This is a genomic window from Bradyrhizobium sp. McL0615 (genome assembly GCF_049993905.1).
In the GTDB taxonomy this organism is placed as follows: domain Bacteria; phylum Pseudomonadota; class Alphaproteobacteria; order Rhizobiales; family Xanthobacteraceae; genus Bradyrhizobium.
Genome location: NZ_CP188254.1, coordinates 1967426 through 1980382, shown reverse-complemented (window position 1 = coordinate 1980382; position 12957 = coordinate 1967426). Strand labels below are relative to the sequence as shown.

General features: G+C 63.1%; 16 protein-coding genes. 7 read left to right on the top strand and 9 right to left on the bottom strand.

What is annotated here, in order from left to right; genetic code table 11:
* Positions 1-220: 220 nt before the first annotated feature.
* From ACPPVP_RS09470 to fliI, 4 genes are all read right to left on the bottom strand, one after another.
* On the bottom strand, positions 221-1141 hold the full coding sequence (locus ACPPVP_RS09470; protein WP_426533438.1) for an anti-sigma factor: 921 nt from the start codon (positions 1139-1141) through the stop codon (positions 221-223).
* A gap of 17 nt (positions 1142-1158) precedes the next feature.
* The gene (locus ACPPVP_RS09465; protein ID WP_426533436.1) at positions 1159-1704 is read right to left on the bottom strand and encodes a sigma-70 family RNA polymerase sigma factor; all 546 of its coding nucleotides are present in this window, start codon (positions 1702-1704) and stop codon (positions 1159-1161) included.
* Positions 1705-1887: 183 nt separating this feature from the next.
* Positions 1888-2304 carry a flagellar export protein FliJ gene (gene fliJ / locus ACPPVP_RS09460; protein WP_057842912.1) on the bottom strand — a complete coding sequence of 139 codons (417 nt, stop codon included), beginning with the start codon at positions 2302-2304 and terminating at the stop codon, positions 1888-1890.
* Between the two features lie 108 nt (positions 2305-2412).
* On the bottom strand, positions 2413-3738 hold the full coding sequence (gene fliI, locus ACPPVP_RS09455; protein ID WP_426533434.1) for a flagellar protein export ATPase FliI: 1326 nt from the start codon (positions 3736-3738) through the stop codon (positions 2413-2415).
* Between the two features lie 360 nt (positions 3739-4098).
* Here fliI and ctrA point away from each other — a divergent pair, with 360 nt between their 5' ends.
* Entirely contained in the window at positions 4099-4800 is a 702-nt protein-coding gene (ctrA, locus tag ACPPVP_RS09450; protein WP_016848562.1) for a response regulator transcription factor CtrA, read from the top strand.
* Between the two features lie 108 nt (positions 4801-4908).
* Here ctrA and ACPPVP_RS09445 read toward each other — a convergent pair whose 3' ends face one another.
* Together ACPPVP_RS09445 and ACPPVP_RS09440 are read right to left on the bottom strand one after the other, a co-directional pair.
* Positions 4909-5361 (bottom strand): hypothetical protein, encoded by a 453-nt coding sequence (locus ACPPVP_RS09445; protein ID WP_426533430.1) that lies wholly within the window; start codon positions 5359-5361, stop codon positions 4909-4911.
* Between the two features lie 166 nt (positions 5362-5527).
* On the bottom strand, positions 5528-6682 hold the full coding sequence (locus tag ACPPVP_RS09440) for a DUF937 domain-containing protein (RefSeq protein WP_426533428.1): 1155 nt from the start codon (positions 6680-6682) through the stop codon (positions 5528-5530).
* 182 nt (positions 6683-6864) lie between these two features.
* Here ACPPVP_RS09440 and ACPPVP_RS09435 point away from each other — a divergent pair, with 182 nt between their 5' ends.
* From ACPPVP_RS09435 to ACPPVP_RS09410, 6 genes are all read left to right on the top strand, one after another.
* Positions 6865-7122 (top strand): GlsB/YeaQ/YmgE family stress response membrane protein, encoded by a 258-nt coding sequence (locus ACPPVP_RS09435; RefSeq protein WP_426533426.1) that lies wholly within the window; start codon positions 6865-6867, stop codon positions 7120-7122.
* A gap of 116 nt (positions 7123-7238) precedes the next feature.
* A complete protein-coding gene (locus ACPPVP_RS09430) occupies positions 7239-7823 on the top strand; it encodes a DUF4126 domain-containing protein (protein WP_426533424.1) in 585 nt (194 codons plus the stop codon).
* 274 nt (positions 7824-8097) lie between these two features.
* Positions 8098-8502 carry a DUF350 domain-containing protein gene (locus tag ACPPVP_RS09425; protein WP_426533422.1) on the top strand — a complete coding sequence of 135 codons (405 nt, stop codon included), beginning with the start codon at positions 8098-8100 and terminating at the stop codon, positions 8500-8502.
* Between the two features lie 2 nt (positions 8503-8504).
* Positions 8505-8915, top strand: coding sequence for a hypothetical protein (locus ACPPVP_RS09420; RefSeq protein ID WP_426533420.1), 411 nt, complete (start codon positions 8505-8507; stop codon positions 8913-8915).
* Between the two features lie 108 nt (positions 8916-9023).
* Positions 9024-9248 (top strand): hypothetical protein, encoded by a 225-nt coding sequence (locus ACPPVP_RS09415; RefSeq protein WP_426533418.1) that lies wholly within the window; start codon positions 9024-9026, stop codon positions 9246-9248.
* Between the two features lie 8 nt (positions 9249-9256).
* Complete coding sequence (locus tag ACPPVP_RS09410) at positions 9257-10414, top strand: glutathionylspermidine synthase family protein (RefSeq protein ID WP_426533416.1); 1158 nt, start codon at positions 9257-9259, stop codon at positions 10412-10414.
* Between the two features lie 36 nt (positions 10415-10450).
* Here the strand turns inward: ACPPVP_RS09410 and ACPPVP_RS09405 are convergent, their stop codons facing one another.
* The 3 genes from ACPPVP_RS09405 to ACPPVP_RS09395 form a co-directional block, all read right to left on the bottom strand.
* Entirely contained in the window at positions 10451-11335 is an 885-nt protein-coding gene (locus ACPPVP_RS09405; RefSeq protein ID WP_426533414.1) for a CheR family methyltransferase, read from the bottom strand.
* Entirely contained in the window at positions 11332-12501 is a 1170-nt protein-coding gene (locus ACPPVP_RS09400; RefSeq protein WP_426533412.1) for a protein-glutamate methylesterase/protein-glutamine glutaminase, read from the bottom strand. The genes ACPPVP_RS09405 and ACPPVP_RS09400 overlap by 4 nt, the downstream gene beginning before the upstream one ends.
* An 82-nt stretch (positions 12502-12583) precedes the next feature.
* Positions 12584-12949 carry a response regulator gene (locus ACPPVP_RS09395; protein ID WP_108517399.1) on the bottom strand — a complete coding sequence of 122 codons (366 nt, stop codon included), beginning with the start codon at positions 12947-12949 and terminating at the stop codon, positions 12584-12586.
* Positions 12950-12957 lie beyond the last annotated feature (8 nt).

Sequence of the window (12957 nt, the reverse complement as noted above, 5' to 3'; positions counted from 1 at the left end):
TTTGTGGGGTGCCGCGGCGATCGCCGCCGCCCACAGAGTTCATCCGTGCCCACGGACCCCATCCTGACACACCCACCGACCTCATCCTGAGGAGCCCGCGAAGCGGGCGTCTCGAAGGATGGCCGCGGATCATATCAACGCGGCCACACTCGGGCCTTCATGGTTCGAGACGCGCGAAGACGCGCTCCTCACCATGAGGAGATGGTTCAGCACATGAGCACTAGCGGCTAGCCGGTACCGTCTCGATCAGCTTGCCGGTATAGATCGGCGTCGAGTGCGGCTTGCCGTCGGGCGAGCCGCCAGCCTGCTCGACGGTCACCGCAAAGAGCGCGGAATTGATCATACCGGCATCGTAGTCGGCGAGAACGGGGCGCGCGGTGAAGTCGCTGCCGCCGATCACGCCGAGCGAGCGCGGCTGCGGCAGCTTGTCGGAAATCAGCCAGAGCTCAAAGCTCTTGCCGGGCTCGGCATCGGCGCCCACTTTGCGCACGGTGAAATTTTTGGTCGCGGCATCGACCGTCAGGATGAAGGCGGGCGAGCCGCCGTCACGCTGCAATAGCGCGACGTATTGCGCCGAGGGAACCGGCGATGGCGCCGGCGTCTTGACCTCGACCGTTTGGATGCGCGGTTTCGGCCGCAGCGCGTCCGGCAACAGTTCCGGCCGATAGACCTGCACGGCCAGCATCGCGACCAAAGCTGCGGCAAGCGCAGTGGCGATCGATGCCAAATTGCGCAAGCGCCGGACCCGGCCCGTCAACTGGATGACGTTGGAATTGTCGTTCGCATTGTCCACGGTGACCGGCTGCGCCGCCGCGGGGGTCACCGGGGGTTCGGCCATCACGGGCTCGGCCACCGGTTCGGCTGGCGGCGGGGCCGGCGGCGCCTCGGGCAGCACCAGCGGCGCCTGGCTCTCGGTGGAATGTCCGATCGCGGCCTTGATGTTTTCCCACACGATCGGCCGCGGCTCGATCGAGCCAACCATCTGGTTCAGCACGCCGAGCCGGTATTCCCAGGCGTGCACGATCGCGCTGAATTCGGTATCGCCGGCCATCATGGTCTCGACCTGCGCGCGCTCACCGGCATCGAGAGTGCCGAGCGCATATTCCGCGGCGAGCGCGATATGGTCTTCGCTATAGGCCATCGTTCAAGATCCGGACCTCACAGCCCGAGACACTCCCTGATATCCATCATGCTGCGGCGCAGCCACGTCTTCACCGTATTCACGGGCGTCTCGAACTTGAGGGCAAGCTGCTCGCGGCTCCAGCCGTTGTAGTAGGCCAGCAGCACCAGCTTTTGCCGATCCGGCTCGAGACGACCGACGCATTCCAGCAACCGCTTCAACTCTTCCGTCATTTCGCGCCGCGCCAGCGGATCGGGCGAATCGGCCGCCACTTCCATCGCGGTCGGCTCCTCCTCGATCGAGACTTCGCTCTTCTTGCGCACCACGTCGATTGCCCGGTTGCGCGCGATCGACGCCATCCACGTAATCGGCGAAGCGAGCGCCGGGTTGAACTGTCCGGCGCTGTTCCAGATCTTGACGTAAGCCTCCTGAATGACCTCCTCCGCGAGGTCCTGACGGCGCAAGATACGGAGCACGACGCCGAAGAGTTTCGCGCGCGTAGCGGCGTAAAGGCGCTCAAAAGCGGCCTCATCCCCCTTCGCCACCGCGGCAAGCAGCCATACCAGCTCCGCTGGCGTCAGCATTCAACGTCCCCCAAAACCTCGATCCTCCACCCTCGTCTTACGCCGGAGCCGTCGGGAAGTTTCGTAGCATACCCTGCGCCAAAGGGGCCACCAAGTCGCCGGTTTCGGGGATTCTGGACAAGAAAAACCCGGACCTTGCGGCCCGGGTTTTCGATCATTCAACCGACGAGTGTGAGAGAAGCGTCAGGCGACGCCAAGCCGGGCGCGCATCAGGCCGATGGAGTCCATGTCGGCCTGCTCCCGGGCGCTCTCCTCGGCGCGCTCACGCGCCTGGTCGCGCTCGTCGAGCAGTTCCACCTTCTTCAGCTCCTCGAACGCCTCGCTCAACAGGCTCTTGGCGTCCTCGAGCTGGATGCGCAGTTCGTCGGCGGAACGGGTCAGGTTTTCCCGGCGCTGGATCGCGGCCTTGGCGTAGGTCGGGTAGGCGAAGTGGGAGGGATCGTTGATCCCGGCCCGCTCCTGTTCGGTCTGGATTTCGCGCTCGAGATCGACAGACATGCGCTGGAAGTCGGCGATCATGCCTTCGATCTGGGTAACCCTTCGGCGCTTCTCGTCGACCTGAAATTTCTTCAGGCGGATCAGCGTTTCTCGTGACTTCATCGACTCATACTCCCCAGAAGTCCCAATCTGAACGCGGGACAGAACCGGCTCCCCGGGGGGCCCCACCGGCTTCATTAATCATGCGCCGGGGATGATGGCCTGACAAAGTTAGCGTTCCGTTTCCAAATTGGTGAGGATATGCGCCAATTGGCGGTAACCGTCGTCCAGGCTCGATTTTTCGTCCTTGGCCTGGCGCAGGAAGGCTTCCAGCGGCTCATGCAGCCGGATCGCCTCGTCGACTTCGGGGCTCGAACCCGCCCGGTAGGCGCCGAGCCGGATCAGTTCCTCCATATCGGCGTAGGTCGCCATCACCTGACGGCCCCGCATGATCACGGGCAGATAATCGGGATTGGCCGATCTCGGCATGGTGCGGGAGACTGATTTGAGGATGTTGATCGCGGGAAACCGCCCGCGCTCCGCAATCGAGCGTTGCATCACGACGTGGCCGTCCAGAATGCCGCGCACAGCGTCGGCAATCGGCTCGTTATGGTCGTCGCCGTCGACCAGCACCGTGAAAATGCCGGTGATGGTGCCAATGCCGGTGCCCGGCCCTGCCCGCTCCAGGAGTTTCGGCAATTCGGTGAACACGGTCGGCGTATAGCCCTTGGCCGTCGGCGGCTCGCCGGCCGACAACCCGATCTCGCGTTGCGCCATCGCAAAGCGGGTGACCGAGTCCATCAGACACAGCACGTCCTTGTCCTCGTCGCGGAAATACTCCGCGATCGCCAGCGTCAGATAGGCCGCTTGCCGCCGCATCAGGGCAGGCTCATCCGATGTCGCCACCACCACGACCGAGCGCGCAAGACCCTCGTCGCCGAGATCCTCCTGCAAAAACTCCTGCACCTCGCGGCCGCGTTCGCCGATCAGACCGATGACCGTGATGTCGGCATCGACGTTGCGCGCCAGCATCGACAGCAGCACCGATTTGCCGACGCCGGAACCGGCGAAGATACCGAGCCGCTGGCCGCGGCAGCAGGTCAGGAACGTATTGAGCGCGCGGACGCCCAGATCGAGCGGCGCGCCTACGCGCTTGCGCGAATGCGCCGGCGGCGGCGAATTGCGGTAGGGCATTGGCGACGGCCCCTGCATCAGCGGCCCCTTGCCGTCGATCGGTTCCCCCATGGCGTTGATGACGCGGCCGAGCCAGGCCGGTGACGGCCGCACCTGGCTGGCCGCCGTGGCGATGACCGCGCGGCAACCGCGCCTGACACCGTCGAGCCCGCCGAATGGCATCACGACGGCATTGCTGCCGGAGAAGCCGATGACCTCGGCCGGGATAAAGCGGTTCCCGCCGGTATCGATGACGATGCGGGCGCCGACCGACATCGCATGGATCGGTCCCGCGATCTCGACCATCAGCCCGCGCACGCCCACAACACGGCCATATATATTGACGCCGTCGATGTCGCCGATCTGCTCTGCTAGCGCCTTCATTGCGAAAACCTTAAGTTTTCACGCATTTGAACCCGCCGCTTAACCTCGTGTTTACCCGCATCATTAATCATTGCGTCACTGTCTTTGGTGACTGAGAGCGCTCGCCCAGAAGGGCGAAACCTGAGAGTCGGTTAGGCCCGCCTCTTAATCTGGAGCATGAGTAGGCACGGTTGAGAAAAGCTGCTTCCGAGCAACATCTTAGAGCGATTCGCTAAAAATTGCACTTAAAGAGCTTGCGAACAGGAATCAGGATTTGTTAACCATATGCCTGTCAGGATCCGAATCAGTTGTTAAAGGCGTTTTGAGTGCCGCAGGTGCGGCCGACCTGACGCCCGGAGCGGCGGACTAAAGGGGACTGGCATGCGCGTTTTGCTGATTGAAGATGACAGCGCTGTCGCGCAGTCGATCGAGCTGATGCTCAAATCCGAGAGTTTCAACGTCTATACGACGGATCTCGGAGAAGAAGGCGTCGACCTCGGTAAGCTCTATGATTACGATATTATCCTTCTCGACCTAAACCTGCCCGACATGTCCGGCTACGACGTGCTCAAGCAGCTCCGGGTTTCCAAGATCAAGACCCCCATTCTGATCCTCTCCGGCCTCGCCGGCATCGAGGATAAGGTCAAGGGCCTCGGCGTCGGTGCCGATGACTACATGACCAAGCCCTTCCACAAGGACGAACTGGTTGCCCGCATCCATGCGATCGTGCGCCGTTCCAAGGGTCATGCCCAGTCGGTCATCCAGACCGGCGATCTCGTCGTCAACCTCGACACCAAGACGGTCGAAGTCGGCGGCCAGCGCGTGCACCTGACCGGCAAGGAATACCAGATGCTGGAGCTGCTCTCGCTCCGCAAGGGAACCACGCTGACCAAGGAAATGTTCCTCAACCATCTCTATGGCGGCATGGACGAGCCCGAGCTGAAGATCATCGACGTCTTCATCTGCAAGCTGCGCAAGAAGCTGGCGAACGCTTCCGAAGGCCGCAACTTCATCGAGACCGTGTGGGGCCGCGGCTACGTGCTGCGCGAGCCGCACGAGGCGGACGAACGCATCCCCGCCTGACACCAGGGTTTTACGGCGAGCCGCAAGGCTCACTCCTCCCGACTGGACCCCGCCGCAAATGGCGGGGTTTTTGTTTGGGCGGATGGCCTTGCGGCCTGTCGGGATCGCTCAAGCGCCCAGCGCGGTCGATATCTCGCCAAGCGTCGCCTTCTCGGCATCGCTCACCTTAACTCCAGCCGTGAACAGGCCCCCGCCTTCCGAGGCCGCCTCGGCGGTGCTTTGACTGATCTGCCGCAGCCAGTTCTTGAATTCCGCCGCATCACCGGGCGCCTTCGCGGCAAGCAGGGCAGAAACCTGCCGCAGCTCATCGATGCATTTGCTTTTCATTTCAGCCGGCTTGCTGTTCGCAAATTTTGTTTTCAGACCATCGCGCGCGGCGCTTCGCCCCTCGCCGCTGGAAAAGTCCGTGACGACCGACTTGACCAGCGCGTTGGTACCGGAGCCGGTCGCCGCCTGGGCGAGCGCGGCGCCTCCGGCAAATGACTCCTTCAGCAGTCCCCAGAGGCCACTGGGTTCGGCCGCGGTGATGGCCATACCGGCGATCATCGGGCTCTCCAGCAACAGCGTCCACTCATCCTTTGTGAAGCTTGCCTTGTCAGCCATTGATCTCACTCCTGGTGAATACAAACGGCGGATTGAGTGATCCGGGGCAGCGCGAGCGCGTAAAGCCGGCGGCACGTTTGCCCGGCCGTCCGGCGCAGGCCGGACGGCGCGACGTTCTGAAATTTCAGGAGCGTGCGAGCGCGTCGAGCTTGCCCCGAAGCTCATCAATCGCCGGCTTCGCAATATCGCCAGCCCCGGGCGTCGCCAGCACCTTGTCACACATCTGGTTGATCACGGGGGTCGCGACCACAATCAGCTTTACGAGCGTGCTCTTTCCTTCGGGAGAGAGCTGCGGCGCGCGGGAGCTGACCTCATTCAGTTGAGCTACTGCCTCCTTCAGCCTGGGCAGGGCGGCCTGGGCCGAAGCGGCATCGGTGATGCCGGGAAGCAAGGTCCTGATGGACCCAACCGACGCGTTGATCTGGTTCGCCAGATTCATCCCTCCGACCGTCAAATCCGTCGGAGCCAAACCCACGGTTCCGGGCGCGGTCCGCGTCGTGGCGGGAGGCGACACCTGAGCGACTGTGTCCTCCCCTGAGCGCCCGAGGGCGAACCAGACCAGACCACCCAATACTACCGCGGCGACCAACCAATATGGCCATTGTGGTACCGCCGTTCTGCCGGCCAGCGCCGAGGCGGCCTGACCAGCCCCGGAAATGGTCCGCTCCGAAGCCTCTGCGATTCGGCCGCCAGCTGCGCTGGCTGCCGCCGCACCGCTGCGCAAGCTCCCGGTCGCTCCGTCAATGAGACCGGCGGCACTCAACTGACCGGCCAGACCGGACGGTATTGCCGTGGCAATCTGATCCTTCTGTGAAGTGAGAAGAGACACCAGCCCACCGGCGTCGAGACCCGTGCTGCGTTGCTGCTGACCTAACGCACCAAGAACCAAGGGGCCAAGCATGCCGAGCATCGACTTGCTGGTGCCCTCACCGATCCCGGCGAACTTGCCTATCGTCTGCGCCATTGTGTCCAGCGTTCCGCCACCGAACAGGCCCGAAAGCATGTTCGATCCCGTTTCCGCCAGCGAGTTCTGGCCGGAACCGCCAATGAGATTCGTAAGGCTGTCAAGCGAGGTGGATTGTTGTGTCAGCGTGTTGGTGAGCTGGCGTGCCCCGTTGGGAGAGGAGGCAACGTCAGCGAAGCTTGCAAGAAGCGCGGGGATCGCACCCGCGATCGCTTTTTGCGCAATATTGCGATCAAGACCCAGAGCAGATGCGATCTTCGCGATCATGTCCGGCGTGAGGAATTGCATCACTGCAGAGACCAAATTTGTCGCCATGGGGATCCTCCCGAGCAAGGGTGCAGTTACCTGCTCAGGTTAATCCGTCCAGTTGGGATGCGTCTCCCAAGTTTAATCACCTTATATTACAACCGTGCCGGACCAATCCGGGTTCCACAAAAGCTGCTACCATCTGGCTCCCAGCGAAGAAGTATCGCTCCTCAACGGAAGGAGTTACGCGAATGGGAATTCTGTGGACGATCATCATCGGCTTTATCGCCGGAGTCATCGCCAAATTCATTATGCCGGGCGACAAGGAGCCATCAGGCTTCATCATGACGACGGTCCTCGGGATCGTGGGCGCTTTCGTTGCATCGTATCTCGGACGAGCCCTCGGCTGGTACAGCCCGGGTGAAGGTGCAGGGCTGATCGGCGCGGTCGTCGGGGCAATCATCGTCTTGTTCGTGTATGGCCTCATCACGAGCCGGCAAACGACTTGAAAGGCGCATTCATGGCGGGCGATGTCGGATCGCGGCAACATCGCCGCCGCTAGCGCCGGTCAGCATCCGCTGATCCTTCACGCTGCCCTGAACTGGGGCTGATGGAGCCTGCGCACATGTCGAACCTGGATCTGGCACTGTCGGTTGCGCTTGGCATCGGGCTCGCCGCCGCAACCGGCTTCCGGCTGTTCCTGCCGCTGCTAATTCTGAGCGGCGCCGCCTACACCGGACATGCAAGCCTGAACGAGGGCTTCGCATGGCTCGGCACACCAGCCGCCGTCATCATGCTCAGCACGGCAGCCATCGTGGAGATCGCCGCGTTCTACATTCCCGGTGTGGACAACCTGCTCGATACGGTGGCGACGCCCGGCGCCGTCGTCGCAGGGACGATCGTGTCCGCCGCGGTTATGACCGACCTGCCGCCGATGGTGAAATGGACGGCGGCTATTATCGCGGGAGGTGGCGTTGCCGGTATCACACAGGGTTTGACCGCCATGCTCAGGGCCAAATCCACCGTCTTCACCGGCGGCCTTGGCAATTCGACGGTTGCAACCGCCGAACTCGGGAGCGCCTCGCTGATCTCACTTCTGGCGCTGACCGCGCCGCTCGCCGCGCTCGCACTGGTCATCCTCTTCTTCTGGCTGGCATTCCGCCTGCTCCGGGGCCTGGCTCGGGGATCGCGCCGGCCAAACGAACAATAAACAGATTGAACCCGCGCCACGCATTCGAAGGCCGCAACCTCATCGGCACTGTCTGGGCCGCGGTTATGTGCCGTGCGAGCCCACGAGGAAGCGGATCCGCGCCTGACACCCAGGGCTTTACGACAAGACGCACGGCTCCTTCCGACTGGACCCCCGCCCGAAATGGCGGGGTTCTTGTTTGGGCAGAGTTTTTATTGGATTGAACCGCCTGCTCCTATGCACCGACTGAGAGATTGTGCGAACCTGTCAGGGCGCACGAGTTGGGGCAGACTTAATGATCCTTCAATCGCTCGCCGGGCTGCCGGCGTTCCTGGTTTATTTTTGCACGGCAATAACAGCCGTGGTGGCCTACCTCTTCGTTTATACCCGCGTCACGCCGTATAATGAGTTCGAGCTGATCCGCGCCAACGAGCCGGCTGCCGCAATTGCGCTGGGCCTCAGCCTGCTCGGCTTCGTGCTGCCGCTGGTCAGCGCCATCGCCCATTCCGCCAATGTCTGGGATTGCCTGATCTGGGCTGCGATCGCCCTGATCGTGCAGATAACAGTCTATTTTCTCGTCAGGGTACCGGTGCCCAACCTGTCGGCGCGGATCGCGGCCGGCGAACTTGCCGCCGCGATCTGGCTCGGGCTGTCCTCGCTCGCCGCCGGCGCCCTCAACGCCGCCTGCATGATCTACTGACCATGGCCGATAAATCGGACAAGGATTTCGGCAAGCGCAAACCGGTCTCGGTGCCGGTATCGCCGCGTCCCGCTCCGCCGGCGGCGAAGCGCTCGGGCCATGTTGCGCTGCTGCTGATGGGCACGTTCGCGGTCGGCAGCGCCGCCTATACACTGATGCCGAGCCGCAGTTGCGAGCCGTCGCCGAATGCGGCCTCGCCGTCGCTCCAGCAAGGCAATACCGAATGCTCGTCACGCAGTTCTTCGTCAAGTCATGGCGGCTCCGGCGGTGGATCGTCCTCCCGCAGCAGCTACTACTCGAGCGATTCCTCCTCAAGCCATTCATCTTCCGGCACATCCGATTCCGGTTCGCACGCGGTGCAGCGCGGCGGCTTCGGCTCCTTTTCGCACGCCTTCGGATTCTCCGGCGGCTGACAGATTCGCTGCACGATGGCGTGAAAGCGCCGGCTTTCGCTTGCTTCCGTGGCGAGAGGTGATGGAGACTGACGTTCCTCAAGAAAGTCTCAGCGCAGGATCCCAACCATGAAACGCTCGCGTCGTGTGGTGCTGACGTTGATGGGAAGCGCCGCCATCGGCGCCGTGTCGATGGGCCTGGTGCCGCGGCAGGATTGCGGGCCTGGTAGCGGGCCGGTCCTCGGTCCGGACGGCAGGCCTTACTGCCGCCCGACCTATCGCGGCTTCGGCGGCGCGCCGCACCGGCTGCATGGTCACGGCCACGGCCACGGCGGCCACCATGGTGGCGGTTAAAGCGCTCCATGCAACGCATCGTCTGCCCCGAACGCGACGACTGGCGCGCGACCGCCGAGAGCGCCGGCTTCGACTTTCACACCATCGATGGCGAACGCTATTGGGACGAACGGGCCTATTACGCGTTCACACTGGATGAGATCGAACGGCGGATCGAGGCGCCCACCGGCGAGATCGATGCGATGTGCCTCGAACTGGTCGGTCGCGCGATCGACGACGAAAAATATCTGCGCCGATTGAGGATCCCCGAAGCGTTCTGGCCGCTGCTGTCCGAGAGCTGGCACCGCGACGATGCCAGCCTCTATGGCCGGCTGGACCTGAGCTACAACGGTTGGAGCCCGGCGAAACTGCTGGAGTACAATGCCGACACCCCGACCTCGATCTTCGAGGCGGCGGTCTTTCAGTGGACCTGGCTCGAACAGGGGATCGAGCGCAACATCATCCCGAAGCGCGCCGATCAGTTCAATTCGATCCATGAACACCTGATCGACGCCTGGAAGAAATTCGCCCGCACCAGGCATCTTCATCTCGCCGGCATGACCGGGAATGAAGAGGATGCCGGCACGCTGGCCTATCTCGAGGACACCGCAAGCCAGGCCGGATTCGAGACAACGCTGATCGACGTCGAGGACATCGGACTGCGCGACGACGGCTGCTTCGTCGATCTCGACGACCGCGCCATCGAACTCGCCTTCAAGCTCTATCCCTGGGAATGGATGTTTCACGACGCGTTCGGCGCAAAGCTGTTGAGCGCGCCGACGCGCTGGATCGAGCCGCCCTGGAAGGCGATCCTCTCCAACAAGGGCATCCTTCCCCTGCTATGGGAGATGTTTCCGAAGCACCCGAACCTGCTGCCGGCCTATTTCGACGACGACCCGAAGGCGGCAATGCTCGGCTCCTCGTTCGTGCGCAAGCCGCTCTATTCGCGCGAGGGCGCCAACATAGCCGTCGTCAGCGCCGGCACCACGCTGGTGGAACAGCAAGGCCCCTATGGCGCGGAAGGATTTATCCGGCAGGCGTTCGCGCCGCTGCCGAGCTTCTCCGATCAATACGCGGTGGTCGGAAGCTGGCTGGTCGATCACACGCCCTGCGGCCTGTCGATCCGCGAGGACGAGAATCCGATCACCGGCAACACGTCACGCTTCCTGCCGCACGCGATCGTGTAGCGCGACATCGCGAGCGGACGGAGGTAAGGACCAGGCTCAGCGCGCCGCGGCGACCGCTCGCAGGGTTTGCGGCACCAGGGTTGACGCCCCCACCCCCACCCGTATCACCGGCGCGATGTTCGGACGATAGAGTCCACGGCGATCCGGATAGGGCTTGAAGGTGTTGGTGATGCCGACCACGGATTCGGCCGCGCCCAGCGCCAGCACGCCATCGGGCTCCATCATCCGGGAGAGCCGCTCGAAGATGTTGGTCTTGGTATTCTGATCGAAATAGATCAGCACGTTGCGGCAGAAGATGATGTCGAATACGCCGAGATGGGAGAAGTCCTGCAGCAAATTGAGCTGACGATGCTGCACCATGCTGCGGATCTCGGCATTGATCTGCCAGAGTTCGCCGTTCTGGGTGAAATACTTCACCAGCAACCCGATGGGCAATCCGCGCTGTACCTCGAACTGGCTGAAGATTCCGGCCTTGGATTTTTCCAGCACCGCCAGCGACAGGTCGGTCGCGATGATCTCGGTACGCCAGCCCGACAGCAGGGAACCGGCTTCCTTCAGGCACATCGCAATCGAATATGGCTCCTGCCCGGTGGAGGAAGCCGCGCACCAGATGCGCAAGGCGCGGCGGGCCGCGCGCGCCTGCGTCATCGCCGGGATGATCGTCTCCCGCAAATGATCGAACGGAATCTTGTCGCGGAAGAAGAACGTCTCGTTGGTGGTCATCGCTTCGACCACCTCCGCCGTCAGCGCGTTGGCTCCGCCCTTCATCTTCTCGACGAGTTCGGAAATGCCCGGCAGGCTGGACTTGCGCGCCAGCGGCAGCAGCCGGCTTTCGACCAGATATTGCTTGTCGGCCGAAAGATCGAGCCCGGAGCGCTCTTTCAGAAGCTTACGCAGATACTCATAGTCTGAAGGCGTCACGAACGATCTCCCGAAAACAACCTGACCAGTTTGGGCGCGATCTGATTGAGCGGTAGAACCGCCGCGCAAATACCTGCATTGGCGGCCGCGCCCGGCATCCCCCACACCACGCTGGTCGCTTCGTCCTGGGCAATCACGCTGCCGCCGGCGGCGACGATGTCCTTGCCGCCGCGCATGCCGTCGGAGCCCATGCCGGTCAGAATCACCGACATGATGCCGCCCTGCCAGACGTCGATGGCGGAGTTGAACAGCGGGTCCACCGCGGGTTTGCAGAAGTTCACCGGCGGCCCGTCGTCGAGTGCGATCGCGGTCTCGGCGCCATGGCGCACCACGCGCATGTGGCGGCCGCCAGGCGCAAGATAGATCCGGCCGGGCTTGACGACCTCGCCATCGACGGCTTCATGCGCCGGTCGGCGGCTCGCGCGCGCCAGATGCTCGGCGAGAATCGTGGTGAAGGTCGGCGGCATGTGCTGGGTGATCAGCACCGGAAAACGATCGATCACCGGGCCGATATCGGCAACCAGCGTCATCAGGGCCTGCGGACCGCCGGTCGACGAGCCGATCAGCAGCACCCGCGGCGCCAGCATGCTGAATGGCCGGCGCGCCAGTTGCAGTTGCGCAGTCGATGCAACGGCCGGCTGGACCGATACTTCGCGGGCCCGCTCGGGGGCCGGTGCCGTGGCCGGGCTCGCGGCCGGCGACGAACGGCGGCGGGCCCTGGCGCCGAGATGACGAATCTTCTGAATCAGATCGTGGTGGAAGGTCTCGGCCGCCGAGGCCTCGCGCGTGCTCTCCGGCTTTGGAATGTAATCGGCCGCGCCGAGCGAAAGCGCCTTGAAGCTGATCTCCGCATTGCGGCGGGTCAGCGTCGACGCCATGATGATGACGAGGTCGCGCTTTTTCGCCAGGAGTTGCGGCAGCGCCGAAATGCCGTCGAGCTCCGGCATTTCGATATCGAGCACGGCAACATCGGGCTTGACGCGTTCGATCTGGTTGACGGCGTCGAGACCGGTGCGCAGGGAGGCCGAGACCTCCATGTCCGGCTCGGCGCCGATCCAGCGCGAGATCATCCCGCGGATCACAACGGAGTCGTCGACCACCATGACGCGCAGCTTGTCCTGCCGTGTCGAGACTGGCGGTGGAGACCTCGTTAACGCAACACTCATTAATTCACCCGACCCAACTCAAGCGGCACACTTACAAAACAACGCCGAAGGCCGTTGAGCCGCCGGGATCACCTGCGCGATATCAGAGCAGGCCAACTTCCTGGAACTTCGCGGTGACGATGTCCTTGTCGAACGGCTTCATGATGTACTCGTTGGCACCGGCATGCAGCGCGCGCGCAATGTGCGCGACGTCGTTTTCGGTGGTGCAGAACACCACCTTGGGCGCGTCGCCACCGGGCATGCGGCGCAGATTGCCGAGGAATTCGTAGCCGTCCATGACCGGCATGTTCCAGTCGAGCAGAACCGCTTCGGGCATGGCGCGCTTGCAGACTTCAAGCGCCTTTTGGCCGTCCTCGGCTTCGACGATCTGAAAGTCGAGACCTTCGAGGATGCGGCGGGCGACTTTGCGGATGACGCTCGAGTCATCGACGACCAGACATGTTTTCATTTTAGGCC